Origin of the sequence: Heyndrickxia oleronia (assembly GCF_017809215.1) — a bacterium.
GTDB classification, from domain to species: domain Bacteria; phylum Bacillota; class Bacilli; order Bacillales; family Bacillaceae_C; genus Heyndrickxia; species Heyndrickxia oleronia.
Map to the genome: position 1 here is coordinate 4,883,802 of NZ_CP065424.1, position 19,432 is coordinate 4,903,233.

Consider the following 19,432-nt stretch of genomic DNA (forward strand, 5'->3'; position numbering starts at 1 on the left):
TTAGGGGAAGATTCTATATATATGTATCCCTTCCCCTTTTTAGAATAGAGTATCATGGCATTACTATTTAGTTCCGAATAAACGATCTCCTGCATCTCCTAAGCCTGGAACAATATAGCCTTTTTCATTTAATTTTTCATCTAATCCAGCAATATAGATATCAACATCTGGATGAGCTTCTTTAATTGCATCGACACCTTCTGGCGCAGCAATTAGACACATAAATTTTATGTTTTTAGCTCCACGTGTTTTTAGTGAATTAATCGCTTCAACTGCAGACCCACCAGTTGCCAGCATTGGATCAACTAAGATAAAGTCTCTTTCTTCCACATCGTTCGGAAGCTTAGCATAGTATTCAACTGGCTTTAATGTTTTTGGGTCACGATATAAACCAATATGACCAACCTTAGCAGCAGGAATTAATTTCAAGACACCATCTACCATACCAATCCCAGCTCGAAGAATAGGTACAATACCAATTTTCTTACCTGACAAGATTTTAGCTTTTGCCTTACTTACAGGTGTATCAATTTCAATTTCTTGTAGTGGCATATCTCTTGTGATCTCAAATGCCATAAGTGTTGCTACTTCATCTACAAGTTCGCGAAATTCCTTTGTTCCAGTATGTTTATCCCTTATATAAGTTAACTTATGTTGAATTAGAGGATGGTCAATTACATAAACGTTTCCCATTTCGTTCTCTCCTTTATTATTATCTTTTATCGTCATGACAGATTTACCATTCCCATTCTACACGAAAAAGGAGTCTCTTCTCAAGGTAAGACCTTATTGAATAAACTCCTTTTTATCTATTATAATATTATTATTTTTCTGGATAGAGCGGGAACTTCTCTGTTAGTGCAGCAACACGCTTGCGTGCTTCTTCTAATTTCCCATCATTTTCATAATTCTTCAACGTATCTCCAATAATGGAAGCTATTTCATCCATTTCGTCAATTCCAAATCCACGAGAAGTTACAGCAGCCGTTCCAATACGAATTCCACTCGTTACAAAAGGGCTTTCTGGATCAAAAGGAATGGTATTTTTATTAACAGTAATTCCGATATCATCCAAAACCTTTTCTGCTACTTTTCCTGTTAAGCCTAAAGAACGTAAGTCAACCAATAATAAATGGTTATCTGTTCCGTTAGAAACAAGGTTTAACCCTTCTTTCATTAAAGAAGCTCCAAGTTGTTTCGAATTATTAATTACCTGTTGAGAGTATTCTTTAAAGCTGTCCTGAAGAGCTTCTCCAAAAGCAACTGCTTTCGCAGCAATAACATGCATTAATGGACCACCTTGAATTCCAGGAAATATTGATTTATCAATTTTCTTGGCAAATTCTTCCTTACATAAAATCATTCCACCACGTGGTCCACGTAATGTTTTATGTGTTGTTGTTGTAACAAAATCTGCATGAGGCACTGGGCTTGGGTGTAATCCTGCAGCAACTAAACCTGCAATATGCGCCATGTCAACCATTAAATAAGCACCAATTTCATCTGCTATCTCACGAAACTTTTTAAAATCGATTACTCTAGGATACGCACTTGCACCAGCTACGATTAATTTCGGTTTATGCTCACGTGCCTTTCTCAATACATCCTCATAATCAATCATATGGGTTTGTTCATCAACGCCATACTCCACGAAGTTATACTGTACACCACTGAAGTTAACGGGACTACCATGTGTTAAATGACCCCCATGAGAAAGATTCATACCTAGAACAGTATCACCTGGCTCAAGGACGGTAAAATAAACAGCCATATTCGCCTGTGCACCTGAATGAGGTTGTACATTTACATGTTCTGCACCAAAAATTTCCTTTGCACGATCTCTAGCTAAATCCTCAACTACATCTACATATTCACAGCCACCATAATAACGGCGCCCTGGATATCCTTCTGCATATTTATTTGTTAATACAGATCCTTGTGCCTCCATTACAGCTTCACTTACAAAGTTCTCAGATGCAATCAACTCAATTTTCGATTGCTGACGTTTTAGTTCATCTTGAATTGCTAGATATACTTCTTTGTCCTGCCCTGCTATCTTACTCATATTGGTCCCCTCCTGCGTCAACAAATAGTCAAATACGTACCTATTTTAACATAGTTTCTTGCAGGCAAGTTATTTAATTCTTAAAACTTAAATTATTTAAGAAAGCTTTTTTAAAAGTTCATTGCGATGCTACAAATATGCTCAGTATAAAATTTCCCCTATATAATATGTATTCAAAATGGTTGTTAAAATATATTTTTTATTAGCATGATTTTCCATCGTTCGAGGAAAGAGCTTTGTTATAGACTGCCCTTGCTCCACCAATTAATTTAGGTCGAGTTGTAGCAAGAGTAACATGGGCTGATCCAATTGATTTTTGTACTACCCTTATAGGCACAACTACATGCTTTAAATGCATTCCTATAAATGTATCACCAATATCTATACCTGCATCAGCTTGAATAAATTCCACAATCATTGGATCATTAAAATGCTGATAAGCATAGGTAGCCATAGCACCACCAGCTGTTTTAACCGGAATCACATTAACTTCTTCCCAACCTCTACGTTCAGCAATCTCCCGTTCAATCACCAGGCTCCTATTTAAATGCTCACAGCACTGAAATGCTAGAAATAGACTATGTTGGGATGCAAATCTAATCATATGCTTGTAGATCATCGCAGCAACATCATCACTTCCTGCAGTTCCGATTCTTTCGCCAATTACTTCTGAAGTGGAACATCCAACAACTAATACCTGCCCCTTTTTAAAAGTAACCTGAGATGAGAAATCACTTAAGATTTGCTCCAATTGTATTTCCCACTGCAATAAATCCTTATCCATCCTAACACCTCACTATAAGTAGCGCCTTTGCTATAAAAAGAAGATCAATAGGAACAATTATAAATTTTGTTCTTCGTAATTTGTTACTTTTTCAATTCGGCGTGAATGTCTTCCACCCTCAAATTCTGTAGTTAACCATACTTTAGCAATTTCTAAAGCAAGACCTGGGCCTATAACCCTTTCACCCATAGCCAAAACATTCGTATCATTGTGTTGACGAGTCGCCTTTGCACTAAATACATCATGAACCAATGCACAGCGGATCCCTTTTACCTTATTAGCGGCAATACTCATTCCAATACCTGTTCCGCAAATTAATATCCCACGATCAAATTCCCCATTTGCTACTTTTGTTGCCACAGGTAAAGCATAGTCCGGATAATCAACAGATCCTTCACAATTACAACCAAAATCCTCATACTCAATGCCTAGCTCTTCTAATAACTTTCGTATTTCCTCACGAATATGAATACCACCATGATCAGATGCTAATGCAACCTTCATTTTAAAACCTCCATTATATAGAATATTTTCTTGATAATATTGTTACACACTTAATAGAATATATAAAGCTTCCAGTACTCGTGAAAGCCCCTTCTTATACTAGTACATACTTCTCTATAAGCCGTTGATAATCCTCAAACACCTTGGATTTCTTTAACTCCGAACATTTCTTTAAAAAAATAAGTAAACTTTCAATTAAAAACAAACGCGGAACTTTGCTTCCCTTTATCTCATCTAGAATAAAATCAACCGTCTGTATGTACTTTATTTTATCCGTTTCTTTACGTAACACTAGCATGATCTCTTTCTTCAATTCCTCCGATTGGTGCACCAGGTCATCAAAAAAATCATTGGTATGATCGGTTGTCTGCGATAACCACTCCTTTAATATCTCTGGATTCAATAACTGCACATCTGATTTACTTACGTCCTTAACAATTTGCTGTACTCTATCCATACAATATCGGATTATCTCTATCCCTTGATATTTTGGTCCATTATCCATGAAATTATAGCGAAGCATTTGATGGAGCATGCCAAAAAAAAGAATAGTACAGTCCAATAAATATGGGCTTTTTTCTTTACCAAATAAATCAACAAAACGATTATGTATCCAGTTTACATACATCATTTGTATTTCCTGAATAAATTTCTTTAAATCTTCGTCATTCGAAAAAATAACTTCTTCAATTAGAATTAATAATTTATTTTTTCGATTGGATTGCATCATTAAATCCAATTGTTTTACAAATATCTCTATATCTTCTGGACTTTCTCCAAGCAGTAATTCATTTCTTTCCTTTTCATAATTCTCCTGAATATTTAGAAGAACAGCCTTAAACAGTTCACTTTTAGAAGGGAAATAGTTATAAAATGTACCTTTAGATATTCCACTATGATCCAAAATATCTTGTATCGAGGTAGCTCTGAAACCCTTTTCAATGAATAGCTGATGTGCTTTTACTATCACATGCTTCTTTCGTTCGTACATTTTGTATCCCCCTCTAAATTGGACTGTAGTTCTACAAAGTATCCTAACTTATTTCTGTTGTGATAACAATCCATTAAATTTCCGATATTTTTTTATTGCCAAAAACAAAATACGAGAGTAATATAGTTCTTTGTATAATACTTGTATAAAAAAATGAACTAATGGTTTAAATAGAGGAGGAAGCCTATGAGTGCTACAAAAGAAGCGACGAAACGTCCACCTTATGGAATCATAGCGATACTATTAGCAGGTGCTTTCGTTTCGATACTTAATTCAACATTACTCAATGTCGCCTTACCTTCGATGATGGAAGATTTGAAGGTAAAAGAAACAACAATCCAGTGGTTAGCTACAGGATACATGCTAGTAAACGGGATTCTTATCCCAACGACTGCATTTTTAATTCAAAAGTTTTCTGTACGTCGTCTGTTCATAGCAGCGATGCTATTTTTTACTGTCGGTACAGTGACTGCCAGTCTTGCAGATTCATTTACCCTTTTATTAATCGCAAGGATGATTCAAGCTGCTGGTTCGGCTGTAATGATGCCGTTATTAATGAATGTCTTGCTTACTAGCTTCCCAATTGAAAAACGTGGAGGAGCAATGGGGATTCTCGGTTTAGTTATGATCTTTGCTCCAGCAATTGGTCCTACTTTATCAGGTTGGATAATAGAGCATTACAATTGGAGAACGCTATTTTATATGATCATTCCTTTCGCATTGATTGTATTGATCCTAGCCTTCTTTAAATTAAAAGATAAAAAAGACAAAGTGGATATAAAAATTGACATTCTATCCGTTATTCTTTCAAGCATCGGATTCGGGGGCATCCTATATGGATGTAGTACAGCTGGTTCAAAAGGCTGGAGTAGTCCAGAGGTTTATATCACTTTAATTGCAGGTGTACTTGGTCTATTTTTACTTATCTTACGCCAATTTCGATTGGAAAAACCAATGCTCGATTTTCGCGTGTATAAATACCCTATGTTTGCATTAGCATCTGCTATTTCAATCGTAGTAAATATGGCTATGTTCTCAGCAATGATTTTAATGCCTATCTATTTACAACAAATTCGTGGTATATCTCCAATGCATTCAGGTCTGTTAATGTTACCAGGGGCAATTATTATGGGGATTATGTCTCCTATTACAGGGAAACTATTCGATAAATATGGCGCAAAAATTCTTGCTCTCATCGGATTAGCAATTACTGTAGGAACAACATATTCATTCAGTCAGCTTTCTGACTCTACATCATATTCTACATTAATTGTTATGTATTCCCTTCGGATGTTCGGGATGTCTATGGTTATGATGCCGGTTATGACAAATGGATTGAATCAATTACCACAAAGATTAAATCCACATGGAACTGCTATGAATAGTACACTATCTCAAGTTTCAGGTGCTATCGGTACCGGGTTACTTGTAACCGTAATGAGTTCACGTACAAAACATCATATTGAAGATATGGTTGCTGAAGCTACAAGCAAAATGGCGCATATGACACAGCAACCTACTCAAGAAGCAATAGCTAAAATGCAAGAACATTTAATTATGGAAGGAACAATTAAAGGAATTAATGATTCATTTTTCGTTTCCGTCCTTATTGCAGCTGTAGCTTTTATTCTAGCATTCTTCTTAAAACGTGTAACCCAAGGACAAAAGCAAGAAAGCTAAGTACAAAAAAATCCAACATATCGTTGGATTTTTTTTGTTTATAAATGGAATTGTGATATGGTTCCTTTTAATTTTTCCGCATGATCTTTTAATTGGAAAACGAGACTTTCCACATTTTCCATAACTTCTGCCTGCTCTTTCGTTGCTTCAGTTACTTCTTCTGCGCCAGCAGAAGTTTGTTCGGCAATTGCTGCTACTTCTTGTGATTGTTGGGAAGTTAATTGGATGCTTTCCATTTGACTATCAACTAAGGCAGAAATACTTTGCACCTTATTTGCAACAATATGAATGGTATTCGTCATCGCTCCAATAACTTCATTTGTCTTAGCGCCTTTTGAAGCCTCATGATTAGCTGTTTTTACCTGTTCTGAGATTTGTTTAACAACACTTTCTACACCACTTTGGATGTTTTGGATCAGCTCCGAAATTCCTTGTACCGCTTTTGCACTTTCATCTGCCAATTTACGTACCTCTTCAGCTACAACAGCAAATCCTTTTCCATGCTCACCTGCACGTGCAGCCTCAATTGAAGCATTCAAAGCTAACAAATTGGTTTGAGCCGCAATATCACCAACTAATAATATGATTTGCTCAACCTTCTTTGCATCCTCCTCAAGATGATGAACCACTTGTAATGATTCTTGGTTCTCCTTGGCTAATCGATCTATTCCAGTTATAAGAGAATTAATTACCTCTTTACTATCTTGTAGCTCCTTTACCATTTCTTCGGAAACTTGTTTAGAAGACTTGGCATTTTCTTGTACTTTATTCGCAATATGAATGATATCCTCTACCGATTCAGCTGTTGATTGAATTGCAATTGCAGAGCTCTCAGCACCTGCAGATATTTCATTTATTGTCTGAGCAATACTTTCCGCTTGCTGGGTTGCCCTTGTAGTTTTTTCTGAAATAGAGAGGACATTACCATTTGTTTGTTGGAAGTTATCTTCAATACTATGTACCATAACTCTTAAATTAGAGAGCATTTGGTTAAACGCCATTCCTAATGAACGAATTTCATCATCCGACTTAGGTATCATAACATCCTCTTTAATATTTCCTTGACTTGCATTTATAGCTGCATGTTCTAAACGCTGCAGTGGTTTCGTTATAACACCTGCTACAAAATAGGCAAGTAAGCCTGTCCAAAATATCCCTAATAATAGAGTAATACTATTAAAAAGTGAATCATCAATATTGGTAGCGAATTTAGAATGAACAATACTAATAAAGAAGAAACTCGTCGAATAAGTAATTAATGCTAATAAAGTAACAAATAAAACTAGTTTTTTTCGCAGACCAAACTTATATTTTCTTTTCATTTTCCCCTCTCCCCCAAGCTGTGTTTTTATATAGGCTATTTTTATATTCCCCAAGTTATTTGAAGAGCCTTTTTCTAAAAATTGATCATTGATCATTCATGATTAGATTTTCAATGAGTTTTGTTAATTCATTATAGGTTTTTCTATAAACTTCAATACTTCCCCCAAAAGGATCCATTACATCCATATCCCCTAAGTGACCATTAGCCGCCTCTTTTAATGTAAACACTTTTTCCGAAGCAGATGGGTAGGTATCTAGAATAAATCGTTTATGGTCCATTGTCATTGTTATAATTTTTGTTGCCCATTCAATATCTTCTACACTTAATTTTTTCGAAACATGATTATGTTTTATACTATTTTCATCGAGAACCTGCTGTGTTTGAATTGAAGCATGCTGTCCATCCATAGCAAAAATTCCAGCAGACCTTACCGATATTCCCTTTATCCCTTTATTTTTCAAAATAGCCTCAGCCATTGGGCTTCGACATGTGTTTCCCGTACAAATGAATAGAATATTCAAATTGATATATCCCTCCAAAAATCACCATATATGTTAAGTAGACTTCTTTCCCTTATTATAGTCTAAAAGACTCAGATTAAATAGTGACGTTTTTAAAAATAATGTGAATAAGAAATAGCATGCTTGATACTTTCTATATAAAAAAAAGTAAGCAGATTGTTTTGCTTACCACCATTTAAAATTATAGCTTTTTAGAAGACTAATAATAATTTGATACCGAATGCCAATAATATACTTCCACCTAGAGCTTCACTGTATGAGCCGATATATCCTTGAAACTTTCTCCCTAATAATAATCCTATCCATGTCAATAACGTTGCAACCACTCCAAAACAAATCACAACAGCTGCTGACCTGGCACCAAATATACCTAAGGATAGGCCCACTGAAAAGCTATCTAAACTAACACTTAATGCAAAAACTATTAAACCCCACCCAAATGGTTTTATAACAATCCTCTCTTCCTTTTTTAGGCTAGAAAGTATCATTTGTATTCCTAAAATAATTAATAAAATACCACCAATATACTGTGCGATCATTCCGAACTTATCAGATATAAAATGTCCAGCAATAATCCCGAGAAGAGGCATCCAAACATGAAAAAATCCAATCGTTAATCCTATATAAAAAATTTGTTTATAGCGTAGTTGAAACATCCCCATGCCAAGACCAATTGAAAATGCATCCATACCTAATGCAAACGCCATTAGCATTAATGTAAATAATTCTGCGATGATTGCTTCCATTCCATTTCCTCCTTTGGACGTGCCTACAGACAACATATGCATGTCCTTAGAGGATTAGAATGTATTTTTAACTGGTCTTCTCTAGAAAATCATTATTGATGAATCCACCGATGTCCTGCGGCCTTTTCCAAACGATTCATGATCGCCAGGCCAATCCCATCAAGTGGGAAGGTCTCAGCAAAAATGATGTCAACATCAAGGTTATTAAATGCTCTTAACGTATCATATAATGAATGTGCAACAGAATGTAAATCGCCTCTTTTTCCACAGGAAATGACGGCATCCGCAACATACTCTTTTTGTGTTTCCTCTGTCGCTATGACACCTACTTTCATGCCATCATTTTGCTTATTTCGAACTAATTCCTGGAGAAAATTAGTTGTACCCTCAACTAAATAAACAGGTGCATCAGGAGCATAATGAGTATATTTCATCCCAGGTGATTTGGGGCGAATGATATTTTTATTTTCAAGACCTGGATCGATTGCAATTTCACCAATTACCTGTTCTATTTCTTCCTTTGAAACACCCCCTGGGCGAAGAATCATCGGTATATCCTGTGTACAATCGATGACAGTTGATTCTACACCTACGCCCGTATCTCCCCCATTAACAATACCTGCTATTCTACCATCCAAATCCTCTAGAACATGCTCAGCAATGGTTGGACTTGGTCTTCCGGAACGATTTGCACTCGGCGCAGCAATTGGTAAATTAGATTGATGGATAATTTGAAGGGCAATCGGATGATCTGGCATGCGTATCCCGACTGTTTCCATTCCAGCAGTTACTTTCTCCGAAAGAACATTCGGTTTACGATTAAAAAGAATGGTTAATGGACCAGGCCAAAACGTATTCATAAGAATTTTTGCCTTTTCAGGTATAAACGTTACAATTTCCTCTAATTGACTAAGCTCTGCTATGTGGACAATTAGTGGATTATCACTCGGTCTTCCCTTCGCTTCAAATATTTTCTCTACCGCATCGTCTGATAACGCGTTTGCCCCAAGACCATAAACAGTCTCTGTAGGGAATGCAACAACTTCATTTTGTTTTAATAAATTTGCTGCTTTTTCTAATTGTGGATTATTTGGGGAAATATCCACATTTTTATCCACAAACCACTGAATAGTTTTCATAGCATATCACCTCTTCTTCTATGTTGAAAATTAATCCTCAAAATTGAACAATGTCGAGTTTTATCTTATTTTGTCAGTTATCGATTCATTTCTCCTTTGAAAGTATATTAAAAAGAAGTAATGAAAACAAGTATTATCCACAATATGTGGATAATTTCATAAATAAAGTGGATAACTTTTTAGAAAAATGTGAATAACCACTTTAATAATAAAATATCCACAAAGAAAACAAAAAAGAAGTCTTGCGACTCCTGCTAGAATACCTTCTCAAATAATTCTACTATAAAAAACTTAACCTTTACATCATCTTCATCCTCATTATCTTTTACATATAAAGGTTCCGTTGAAGAATTCTTGCCTTTCTTTTTACTTATTTCTGTAGACTTATCCTCATTATCCTTATTCTTACTATCAAACTTCTCAATATCCACATTTTCTACATTCTTTTGTTGATTATTCTCCTTCATTTGTGTTACAGCATTTTCTTTATTACGCTCCGTTGATTCCTTTTTTTCTTCATTACTACTATCAAATCCCGGACTTACTGCTACACCGTTAGAAAAATCTAGAAAACATAATGGAGGGTACAGAACACACCACCAGTTGGCTCCATCACCTTTACCAAGTGTAATTAGTACTGCCTCATATTTACCTGCTGGATATAAAAATTGTCCATATAGCTTAGTAGGAAATTGAACTTGACCAAACTCCACTTTGACGGATTGTTTACTGTTTTCTTCCTTTACAACACGTTCTGCTATCATTTGAATATCACCTAAATGAGATTGGATGACTTCTCTTGCATCCTCAATAGATGTCAGACTTTCCACCCATCTTGTGATTTCTTTATTTACTTCATCACGTACTTTTCGCTTTATCGCTTGATCCTTTTGCGTATCACTATTGGCTAAGATCCGCAGACGAACCGCCTCCTGAGGTATAACAATGGTTTCATCCGCAACACTTTCTTGCTTTGGTATATATAAACTTAGAATTGTGCCAATTGATAACATCATAATATAAATCCATGCTACATTTTTTTTATTCATTTTCTCCACCATCCCTTACTAAGATATTGTGGACAAAATGTTGAAATCTTAAACTAGTAAACTTGAATTTTTTTATAGAAGTAATTCTCATAAGACGATTTACTTTTAATGTACTTTTCGTATTCGTTATTAACCCTATATTTATTGGTTGATTTAGAAATGAGCCTATAAAAAAAAGACTACCTAAAAAAGTAAAGCCAGGTAGCCCATAAATTCATTTTATATTTCACAAAAAACCATTCGATCCTTTCCATTTATGTCATTTACTATTTCAATGACACTTTGTGGAAATGACTTTCTAAGGATTTCAGCGACTTGTTCCCCTTGACCCATTCCAATTTCAAACCCAATTAATGCCTTCTCCCTAATAACTTCAGGAATCTGTTCCATTAATCTTCTATAATAATCGAGCCCGTCAAATCCTCCAAATAGTGCCTGATGTGGTTCGTGATCCTTCACCACATCAGATAATACTTCAATATCTCTGTTCGGAATATAGGGAGGATTGGATAATATAATATCCACTTTTTCCTTTGCCTTAATAATAGGGATTAATAAATCACCTTGTATAAAAGAAATATCCGCTTTATACCGGGCTGCATTTTTTTTCGCTATTTCCAACGCACTTCCAGATATGTCTATGGCTGAAGTAAAAAGATATGGGCATTCAAGTTTCATTGTGATAGCAATAATTCCACTACCAGTACCTATATCGACCATTTTCAAATCCTTTTGGTCTGGAAACATTCGCTTAGTTCTAGTAATGGCTTCAACAATTAATTCCTCTGTCTCTGGACGAGGGATAAGTACATCCTGATTAACGATAAACTCCCTGCCATAGAACTCTTCATAGCCCATTATATGCTGAATAGGAACTCCACCTGCATGCATCCTAACAGCTTTATAAAAATCTTTCTGTACTTGCTCCGGAAGAACCAATTGTTGGTTTGCAAATAACTGAGATCTACTCATCTGTAGATAATGTCTCAGCAGGATTTCACCTGCATTCGCGTCCCGTTGATGTTCCACTAAAAAAGAAGAAGCCCATTGCAGAGCTTCAAAGACTTTTTGGCCTTGAACCATTAGTCATTCACACTTTCTAGTTTATGGGATTGATCTTCCAAAATAAGCGCATCTATAATATCATCCATTTTTCCTTGAAGAATCTGATCCAATTTTTGAATAGTTAATCCGATACGGTGATCAGTAACACGATTTTGCGGGAAATTATACGTACGAATACGTTCTGAACGATCTCCCGTCCCAACAGCAGACTTACGATTGGCATCATATTCTGCTTGTGCTTCTTGTTGAAATTTATCATAGACACGTGCACGTAAAACCTTCATTGCCTTTTCCTTATTCTTTATTTGTGATTTCTCATCTTGGCAAGAAACTACTGTTCCAGTTGGAATATGTGTTAAACGAACTGCTGACATGGTCGTGTTAACGCTTTGTCCACCTGGTCCACTAGACGCAAACGTATCTACACGAATATCCTTTTCATGTATTTCCACTTCAACCTCTTCAGCTTCAGGTAGAACTGCTACCGTCGCAGTAGACGTATGAATACGACCACCTGATTCTGTCTCTGGTACACGTTGAACACGATGAGCTCCATTTTCAAATTTTAGTTTTGAAAATGCTCCCTTCCCATTAATCATGAAAATAATTTCCTTATAGCCGCCTACACCAGTTGTACTAGCCTCAATCACTTCAGTTTTCCAACCTTGAGCCTCTGCATAACGACTATACATTCGATAAAGATCGCCTGCAAAAAGAGCTGCCTCGTCTCCACCTGCTGCTCCGCGAATCTCCATAATAACGTTCTTATCATCATTAGGATCTTTTGGTAAAAGTAATATTTTTAAACGGTCTTCAAAGCCTTCAATTTGTTCTTCTAATTCATGTATTTCTTCTTTAACCATCTCACGCATTTCATTATCAAGCTTTTCTTCTAACATTGCTTTTGCATCTTTAAATTGCTGTTGAACTTCTTTATATTCACGATACACCATAACTGTTTCCTGAATATCAGACTGTTCCTTTGAATATTCTCTTAATTTTTTTGTATCGTTAATAATTTCAGGATCGCTTAAAAGTTCATTGAGCTTCTCATAACGATCTTCTACAATTTGTAATCGATCAAACATGGCATTTCACCTCTATTATCATAAGCTTACGCTTAAAAAATTATAAATGATTCTATCTAAAGTCTTAATGGATCTCATTATCAATTATGTCCGTAACAGTACTATTATAGTATACTCGACTACCCTCGTAAATAGGAAACGCCCTTTGTTCACTCTTTCAAACTAACCTTCTGTAAAAAAAGTTCATACATCTTTCCATCTATGACAAGGAATAGTTGAGCATTCGAATTTTTAATTTTACTAATGATTTCTGCTCATTAAGGATTCTATAGCTTCAAATCCATATAAAAAGACTGTCTGAATAAGTAAGTATCAGACAGCCCTTTTTTTATTGTTCATCAATCTTTACATTAATATCATATTTCGGCAAAGCTTGAATGAGCTTCTTATGAAGCTTTGATTCCTCTTTCATTCGTTCATGATGGGTTAAACGTTTATTCGTATGAACATTCACCCACATATTATTTCCATTAATCCAAACAGAAGAAGGTACATACCCCTTTTGGCTTCTTACGACATCCTTCGCCTTATCTACTTCAGAACCTACCGTAGGTTGAGGGTCACCCTTTTTTAAATCAATCATATTTGGATTTTCATTCGTTTGACTAGTAGAAATCTCTCTATACTTATTATCCTTAGCCCCATTATTTGTAAGTGCATCATCATTTAACTGATTGCTCCCACAACCTGATAATAAACCTAATAAGAATAGAAAGCTAATTGTCAATTTCCACATAAACTGCACCTCCATAGGAATAGCTTTTCCTGATGAAGAATGTTTATGTAGAACTACAACTTAAAAAGGCTCTTTTCTCAAACATTGTTGCTATTAGTTATTGTTTTACTTTAAAAATAGGTTGGAGGTCGACATCCTTCATTCCTTGTTGATATTAGTTATTGTTTTATTTTAAAAATAGGTTAGAGGTCGACATCCTTCATTCCCGCATAAAGTATCCCCTTAATCAACTGTATTGTAATGCTTCTTCCTTCTGATTGATTAATTCTTCTTTGATTATTTGGATGGTTTGATCAATATTTTCCTTCGTATGCGCCGCTGACATAAAAAATCTAATTCTTGCTTGGCTTTCCTTAACAGCTGGATAAACAATAGGCATTGCATTCACACCTCTTTGATAAAGCTTTTCAGCAAAAATAAGAGCCTTATCAGTATTTCCTATAATCATCGGAATGATAGGTGTGTCACAACTATCTCCAGTATTTACATCCAATGACTTTAACTTTGAAAGGAAGTAAGTTGAATTCTTCTTTAGCCTTTCAAATAAATGCTCTTCTCTCTCACATATTTCTAATGATGCATACGCAGCTGCGGCATTGGCAGGAGTTATACCAACACTAAAAATAAATCCCGGAGAATTGTATCTTAAATAATGAATAAATCTTTTACTACCCGCGATATATCCCCCACAGCTGTTAAGTGATTTACTTAATGTACCCATTAATACATCTACTTCTTTTGGATCAATATTGTAATAACTTGTCACTCCACGACCATTTTCACCAATTGTACCAATTGAGTGTGCTTCGTCGACCATTAAGAGTGCGTTATATTTGTTTTTTAATTTGATCAACTCAGGTAGTTTGCAAATATCTCCATCCATACTATAAACACCTTCTACAACAATTAGAACACGTCGGTATTTGTATCTCAATTTTTTCAACTTACTTTCAAGACTTTCCATATCATTATGTTTAAATGGCCTTCTTTTGGCCTTCGATAAAATAGCTCCTTGAATAATACTATTATGTGCTAATGCATCATATAGAATTAAATCCTCTCCATTTACAAGATTTCCAATCGTATTTACATTTGTACTATGGCCACCTACTTGTACAATTGCATCTTCTGTTCCAATAAAAGATGCAATCTTTTTTTCTAATCTTGAGTGAAGCTCAATTTCTCCACTTAATAATCTACTTCCAGATACGCTTGTTCCATATTGTTGTATAGCTTTATATACTTGCTCATTTATTTCCTCACAACCATTCATTCCTAAATAATTATAAGTTGAGTAATTAATCATTTCTTTTCCATTAATGATTATCGTATTCGATGCAATTCCATCATTCACTCTAAAGTACGGTACAGTTCCTTTTTCCATAAAATACTCAGAAAAGCTCGTAACCTCCGGAAAACAATCAATACTAGAGGACTTATCAAGTTCATTTTTTGAATTCACAGCAAATTCCTCCTCATCAAATATTTAACAGTTTTGTTTTATAGAACTTCCTTGTTCTAATTAAGATAAAAATCCATACTTACTAAGTGGCTTTTCCTCTGAAAAGGACTATGGGGAAATAAGGAGTCTTGTTGTATGTCCATTTTATTGGACGAAAGCGAAGATATCATGAATTTTCAAAATCAATAAACTTGTCGAAATTTATTTTATTATATAGAAGTATGTATAGAAAAACAATGATTTTTAGTTCTTTTTCACTATTTATGGAAAAATAATGAAATATACTAGATGTTTTTCAAAATTTATTACTTTACTGAAATTAAATGAGGTTTAAAACGTGATTCGAAAGTTAATTTTTTAAAGGAGTCATCAAAAAAAGCCTCTAAAAAGAGACTTATTCTACACTAGTAACAATTTGTTTTAGAGGTATACTAATTCCCTCTGGGACTTCATGATGATGACGACAGCGAGCTTCATAAGCTTCCGAAGCACCCACAAGGATGATTGGATCATCCGCACAAGCTGGTTTACCATTAATTAAACGTTGAGTTCTACTTGCAGGTGATCCACAAACTGTACATACTGCCTGGAGCTTTGTTACTAATTCTGCAATAGCCATAAGTTTTGGCATCGGCCCGAAAGGAACCCCTCTGAAATCTTGATCAAGTCCAGCCAAAATAACCCGATGTCCATTATTCGCTAATTCTTGAACAACCTCAACAATTTCTTCATCGAAAAACTGTGCCTCATCTATGGCAATGATATCAATATTTCTATGTATGTTTTCAAAGATATCACGTGCTTTTTCTATCGGAAGGGCAATAACCGAGGTACCGTTATGAGAAACAACTGATTCTTTGCTGTAGCGGTCATCCAACTTAGGTTTAAATACAGCAATTTCTTGTTTAGCAAACTGTGCACGACGTACACGTCTGATTAGTTCTTCAGACTTGCCTGAAAACATACTGCCACAAATTACTTCTATCCAACCTGAGTGTTCCATTACATACATTGATTGAGCATCCTCCCTCCGATTTTCAAATTTACAGAAATAAAAAACAGGCAAGCTTTCTTGCCTGTTTTTTATCATTATTGTTGTTTAAAACCGTATTTTTTATTGAATCGGTCAACACGTCCATCAGCAGAAGCGAATTTTTGGCGACCAGTATAGAATGGATGACATTCTGAGCATACCTCAACACGAATCTCTTCTTTTACTGAACCACTTTCGAATTCGTTACCGCAAGCGCATTTAACCATTGCTTTTTTGTATCCTGGATGAATACCTGCTTTCATTCTTTTCATCTCCTTTGCCCTGAGTCATTTCGAAACAGAGTTATATATTTCTATGGGTTCAAAGAAAGTTATAATGATAACGATCTTTAGAAAATCTTGATTTCTGATTTTCTCCATTAGAATTTACAAACACATGGGTATATTATAACAAGCTATTTTTTGAAATGCAATATTACAGTTTAATATTTACTATCCACTTTTTCCCTTATATTAAACCGTTCTTCTTCCAGTTGTACTGCCTTTCATTTCAGCAGTTAAAACCTCAAAAAATTCCTCATTCGTTTTCGTTTTCTTTAGTTTGCGTAAAAATCTTTCTACAAAATCAGGTGTATCAGACATTGACTTTCTTATTGCCCACAGTTTGTCTAAATGCTCCTTCGGAATAAGTAATTCTTCTTTACGCGTTCCTGATCGACGAATATCAATAGCAGGGAAGATTCGTTTTTCTGATAGTGAACGGTCAAGATGGAGTTCCATATTACCGGTTCCTTTAAATTCTTCATAAATAACATCGTCCATCCGTGAGCCAGTTTCAACAAGTGCAGTCGCCAAAATAGTTAAGCTACCACCTTCTTCAATATTTCTAGCTGCACCAAAGAAACGTTTTGGACGGTGGAACGCAGCTGGATCAATACCACCTGAAAGAGTTCGTCCACTTGGGGGAATGACTAAGTTGTATGCACGGGCTAGACGAGTAATGCTATCCATCAGAATAACAACATCACGCTTATGCTCAACTAAACGCATGGCTCTTTCCAATACTAATTCTGCTACTTTAATATGATTTTCTGGTACCTCATCAAAAGTTGAACTTACAACCTCTGCATTAACTGAGCGCTCGATATCGGTTACCTCTTCAGGACGCTCGTCAATTAATAGAACAATTAGCTCGGCATCAGGGTTATTCGTTGTTATGGAATTAGCTATCTCCTTTAAAAGCATCGTTTTTCCTGCCTTAGGAGGAGCGACAATTAAACCACGTTGTCCAAAACCAACAGGGGCAATTAGATCCATAATCCTAGTGGATAATTTATTGGGAGCTGTTTCTAATTTTATTTGTCTGTCTGGATATAATGGTGTTAGTGCAGGGAAATGCACACGTTCCTTTGCAGATTCTGGATTATCCCCATTTACTGCTTCAACATGAAGTAATCCATAATAGCGTTCATTTTCCTTTGGAGGACGAACTTTTCCTGAAACCTTATCACCATTTCTTAAATCAAAACGTCGAATTTGGGAAGCTGAAATATAAATATCCTCTGAACTTGGGGAATAATTTATTGGTCTTAAGAAACCAAAGCCTTCCGATTGGATGATTTCAAGAACACCTTCCATGAAGAAATAGCCTTCTTGTTCAGCACGTGCTTTTAAAATCGCAAAAATAAGTTCTTTTTTTGTTAATTTACTATAGTATGAAACTTTATACTCTCGTGCTAAAGCATAGAGCTCCTTAAGCGTCATATTATCAAGACTTGAAATTGATAAACCTTCCATATCTACACCACACTTTGTTTTTTTCAATGCTAAATTATTATTATTATTATTAAAATTGTTTTTTTCATTTCTAATCAGATCTTCATGAAAGTACTATCGTGTTCTGAGGAAAGAATTTCTTTTAAAGAAAGTGGTATTTAATCTTTCTTTAAAAAAGATCATTGAAAGAGGTATATCTCTGTCGATAAGAGTACTTTTAGCACCAAAATAGTATTAAGGGCGCCGAAGAAAAGAATATTTAAAATATTGAAGATTCAGAAGCCTCGGAAGAACTTTAAAAATAAAGAAAGCAAAAACAATATCTATTTTAACCATATTTTCGAGAAAGAATCAATAAGAAGGAAGGAAATAAATTTGTACAGGCAATTGACCTGTACAAATTTATTGAGTTGATAGGAAATTATTCATATCTTTTTATCATCTAATTAAAACACTATTCTCATAGATCTTCAAAAAATCTTATTTGATTACTAAATTTGGTTTCTTTTTTAGGCTATGTCGTCCATCAATAAACCGAACAGTTCCCGATTTAGCTCGCATAACCACTGAGTGAGTAGAACCGTAGGAGCCTTTAAATTGAACCCCTTTTAAAAGTTCTCCATCTGTAACACCTGTTGCCGAGAAGATTGCATCATCACCGCGGACTAAGTCTTCCATTAATAAAATTTTATTCGTATCCAATCCCATTTTAATACAGCGTTCTAATTCGGCATCATTTTGTGGTAACAATCTTCCCTGTAACTCTCCACCAAGACATTTCAAGGCAACCGCAGCAATCACACCTTCTGGTGCACCGCCAGATCCGAATAGAATATCAACACCTGTATGATCAAAAGCCGTATTTATTGCTCCTGCTACATCCCCGTCGTTGATAAGCTTTATTCTTGCTCCTGCTTCACGAAGTTGCGCAATAATATGCTCATGTCTTGGTCTATTTAAAACTGTTGCTACAACATCCTCTACATCTTTGTTTTTTGCTTTCGCTACAGCTTTTAAATTATCTAGAACAGAAGCATTAATATCGATTTGGCCAACAGCTTCTGGACCAACAGCAATTTTATCCATATACATATCGGGAGCATGTAATAAATTTCCATGATCTGCAACCGCTAACACAGCTAATGCGTTCCAACCCCCAGATGCAACAATATTTGTTCCTTCAAGAGGATCCACAGCTACGTCGACACGTGGTCCATATCCTGTACCAAGTTTTTCACCGATATATAACATTGGAGCCTCGTCCATCTCTCCCTCTCCAATGACTACTGTACCTTTCATTGGAATGGTATCAAATACATCACGCATTGCTGAAGTAGCTGCATCATCTGCTTCTGGCTTTTTCCCTCTTCCCATTAATCGAGCAGAAGCAAGAGCAGCGGCCTCCGTTACACGGACCAATTCCATCGATAAACTTCTTTCCATCTTTCTTCCCCCTATGTGATCAACATATATTGTTGACTAATCCATAAATGGTATAACACATTTCTT

At 35.5% G+C, this 19,432-nt stretch carries 19 protein-coding genes; 1 reads left to right on the top strand and 18 read right to left on the bottom strand.

Annotation, left to right across the window (positions count from 1 at the left end; all coding sequences use genetic code 11):
* Positions 1 to 63: 63 nt before the first annotated feature.
* From upp to I5818_RS24500, 5 genes are all read right to left on the bottom strand, one after another.
* Positions 64 to 693, bottom strand: a complete 630-nt coding sequence (upp, locus tag I5818_RS24480; RefSeq protein ID WP_058005266.1) for a uracil phosphoribosyltransferase — start codon at positions 691 to 693, stop codon at positions 64 to 66.
* Between the two features lie 130 nt (positions 694 to 823).
* The gene (gene glyA / locus I5818_RS24485; protein WP_058005265.1) at positions 824 to 2,065 is read right to left on the bottom strand and encodes a serine hydroxymethyltransferase; all 1,242 of its coding nucleotides are present in this window, start codon (positions 2,063 to 2,065) and stop codon (positions 824 to 826) included.
* 202 nt (positions 2,066 to 2,267) lie between these two features.
* The gene (locus I5818_RS24490) at positions 2,268 to 2,849 is read right to left on the bottom strand and encodes a TIGR01440 family protein (RefSeq protein WP_058005264.1); all 582 of its coding nucleotides are present in this window, start codon (positions 2,847 to 2,849) and stop codon (positions 2,268 to 2,270) included.
* A 57-nt stretch (positions 2,850 to 2,906) separates the two neighbouring features.
* Entirely contained in the window at positions 2,907 to 3,353 is a 447-nt protein-coding gene (gene rpiB / locus I5818_RS24495; protein ID WP_058005263.1) for a ribose 5-phosphate isomerase B, read from the bottom strand.
* A 94-nt stretch (positions 3,354 to 3,447) separates the two neighbouring features.
* Positions 3,448 to 4,344 (bottom strand): TetR/AcrR family transcriptional regulator, encoded by an 897-nt coding sequence (locus I5818_RS24500; RefSeq protein ID WP_078110121.1) that lies wholly within the window; start codon positions 4,342 to 4,344, stop codon positions 3,448 to 3,450.
* A gap of 186 nt (positions 4,345 to 4,530) precedes the next feature.
* Here I5818_RS24500 and I5818_RS24505 point away from each other — a divergent pair, with 186 nt between their 5' ends.
* On the top strand, positions 4,531 to 6,024 hold the full coding sequence (locus tag I5818_RS24505; protein ID WP_058005261.1) for a DHA2 family efflux MFS transporter permease subunit: 1,494 nt from the start codon (positions 4,531 to 4,533) through the stop codon (positions 6,022 to 6,024).
* A 38-nt stretch (positions 6,025 to 6,062) separates the two neighbouring features.
* On the opposite strand, the gene I5818_RS24510 is transcribed toward I5818_RS24505, so the two are convergent.
* The 13 genes from I5818_RS24510 to glpX all read right to left on the bottom strand — a co-directional run bounded on the left by I5818_RS24510 (position 6,063) and on the right by glpX (position 19,366).
* A complete protein-coding gene (locus I5818_RS24510) occupies positions 6,063 to 7,346 on the bottom strand; it encodes a methyl-accepting chemotaxis protein (protein ID WP_058005328.1) in 1,284 nt (427 codons plus the stop codon).
* A gap of 85 nt (positions 7,347 to 7,431) precedes the next feature.
* Entirely contained in the window at positions 7,432 to 7,869 is a 438-nt protein-coding gene (locus I5818_RS24515) for a low molecular weight protein arginine phosphatase (protein WP_257234090.1), read from the bottom strand.
* Between the two features lie 191 nt (positions 7,870 to 8,060).
* Positions 8,061 to 8,615 (bottom strand): manganese efflux pump MntP, encoded by a 555-nt coding sequence (locus I5818_RS24520; protein ID WP_058005260.1) that lies wholly within the window; start codon positions 8,613 to 8,615, stop codon positions 8,061 to 8,063.
* Positions 8,616 to 8,707: 92 nt separating this feature from the next.
* A complete protein-coding gene (locus I5818_RS24525) occupies positions 8,708 to 9,754 on the bottom strand; it encodes an L-threonylcarbamoyladenylate synthase (RefSeq protein WP_078110122.1) in 1,047 nt (348 codons plus the stop codon).
* A 254-nt stretch (positions 9,755 to 10,008) separates the two neighbouring features.
* Entirely contained in the window at positions 10,009 to 10,803 is a 795-nt protein-coding gene (gene spoIIR, locus I5818_RS24530; RefSeq protein WP_180212332.1) for a stage II sporulation protein R, read from the bottom strand.
* 219 nt (positions 10,804 to 11,022) lie between these two features.
* The gene (gene prmC / locus I5818_RS24535; protein WP_058005257.1) at positions 11,023 to 11,886 is read right to left on the bottom strand and encodes a peptide chain release factor N(5)-glutamine methyltransferase; all 864 of its coding nucleotides are present in this window, start codon (positions 11,884 to 11,886) and stop codon (positions 11,023 to 11,025) included.
* Positions 11,886 to 12,956, bottom strand: a complete 1,071-nt coding sequence (gene prfA, locus I5818_RS24540; protein ID WP_058005256.1) for a peptide chain release factor 1 — start codon at positions 12,954 to 12,956, stop codon at positions 11,886 to 11,888. The genes prmC and prfA overlap by 1 nt, the downstream gene beginning before the upstream one ends.
* Positions 12,957 to 13,284: 328 nt before the next feature.
* Positions 13,285 to 13,692 (bottom strand): hypothetical protein, encoded by a 408-nt coding sequence (locus I5818_RS24545; protein WP_058005255.1) that lies wholly within the window; start codon positions 13,690 to 13,692, stop codon positions 13,285 to 13,287.
* A gap of 226 nt (positions 13,693 to 13,918) precedes the next feature.
* A complete protein-coding gene (locus I5818_RS24550) occupies positions 13,919 to 15,154 on the bottom strand; it encodes an aminotransferase class I/II-fold pyridoxal phosphate-dependent enzyme (protein ID WP_235849553.1) in 1,236 nt (411 codons plus the stop codon).
* A 394-nt stretch (positions 15,155 to 15,548) separates the two neighbouring features.
* Entirely contained in the window at positions 15,549 to 16,166 is a 618-nt protein-coding gene (locus tag I5818_RS24555; RefSeq protein WP_058005254.1) for a thymidine kinase, read from the bottom strand.
* Between the two features lie 77 nt (positions 16,167 to 16,243).
* On the bottom strand, positions 16,244 to 16,450 hold the full coding sequence (gene rpmE / locus I5818_RS24560; RefSeq protein ID WP_058005253.1) for a 50S ribosomal protein L31: 207 nt from the start codon (positions 16,448 to 16,450) through the stop codon (positions 16,244 to 16,246).
* Between the two features lie 210 nt (positions 16,451 to 16,660).
* Positions 16,661 to 17,944, bottom strand: a complete 1,284-nt coding sequence (rho, locus tag I5818_RS24565) for a transcription termination factor Rho (RefSeq protein ID WP_058005252.1) — start codon at positions 17,942 to 17,944, stop codon at positions 16,661 to 16,663.
* A gap of 459 nt (positions 17,945 to 18,403) precedes the next feature.
* Entirely contained in the window at positions 18,404 to 19,366 is a 963-nt protein-coding gene (gene glpX / locus I5818_RS24570) for a class II fructose-bisphosphatase (protein ID WP_078109478.1), read from the bottom strand.
* Positions 19,367 to 19,432: the final 66 nt, after the last annotated feature.

Bases quoted from the DNA above. Each gene is read 5' to 3' on its own strand.
- upp (WP_058005266.1), bottom strand. From the start codon at position 693: ATGGGAAACGTTTATGTAATTGACCATCCTCTAATTCAACATAAGTTA.
- glyA (WP_058005265.1), bottom strand. From the start codon at position 2,065: ATGAGTAAGATAGCAGGGCAGGACAAAGAAGTATATCTAGCAATTCAA.
- I5818_RS24490 (WP_058005264.1), bottom strand. From the start codon at position 2,849: ATGGATAAGGATTTATTGCAGTGGGAAATACAATTGGAGCAAATCTTA.
- rpiB (WP_058005263.1), bottom strand. From the start codon at position 3,353: ATGAAGGTTGCATTAGCATCTGATCATGGTGGTATTCATATTCGTGAG.
- I5818_RS24500 (WP_078110121.1), bottom strand. From the start codon at position 4,344: ATGTACGAACGAAAGAAGCATGTGATAGTAAAAGCACATCAGCTATTC.
- I5818_RS24505 (WP_058005261.1), top strand. From the start codon at position 4,531: ATGAGTGCTACAAAAGAAGCGACGAAACGTCCACCTTATGGAATCATA.
- I5818_RS24510 (WP_058005328.1), bottom strand. From the start codon at position 7,346: ATGAAAAGAAAATATAAGTTTGGTCTGCGAAAAAAACTAGTTTTATTT.
- I5818_RS24520 (WP_058005260.1), bottom strand. From the start codon at position 8,615: ATGGAAGCAATCATCGCAGAATTATTTACATTAATGCTAATGGCGTTT.
- I5818_RS24525 (WP_078110122.1), bottom strand. From the start codon at position 9,754: ATGAAAACTATTCAGTGGTTTGTGGATAAAAATGTGGATATTTCCCCA.
- spoIIR (WP_180212332.1), bottom strand. From the start codon at position 10,803: ATGAATAAAAAAAATGTAGCATGGATTTATATTATGATGTTATCAATT.
- prmC (WP_058005257.1), bottom strand. From the start codon at position 11,886: ATGGTTCAAGGCCAAAAAGTCTTTGAAGCTCTGCAATGGGCTTCTTCT.
- prfA (WP_058005256.1), bottom strand. From the start codon at position 12,956: ATGTTTGATCGATTACAAATTGTAGAAGATCGTTATGAGAAGCTCAAT.
- I5818_RS24545 (WP_058005255.1), bottom strand. From the start codon at position 13,692: ATGTGGAAATTGACAATTAGCTTTCTATTCTTATTAGGTTTATTATCA.
- I5818_RS24555 (WP_058005254.1), bottom strand. From the start codon at position 16,166: ATGTATGTAATGGAACACTCAGGTTGGATAGAAGTAATTTGTGGCAGT.
- rpmE (WP_058005253.1), bottom strand. From the start codon at position 16,450: ATGAAAGCAGGTATTCATCCAGGATACAAAAAAGCAATGGTTAAATGC.
- rho (WP_058005252.1), bottom strand. From the start codon at position 17,944: ATGGAAGGTTTATCAATTTCAAGTCTTGATAATATGACGCTTAAGGAG.
- glpX (WP_078109478.1), bottom strand. From the start codon at position 19,366: ATGGAAAGAAGTTTATCGATGGAATTGGTCCGTGTAACGGAGGCCGCT.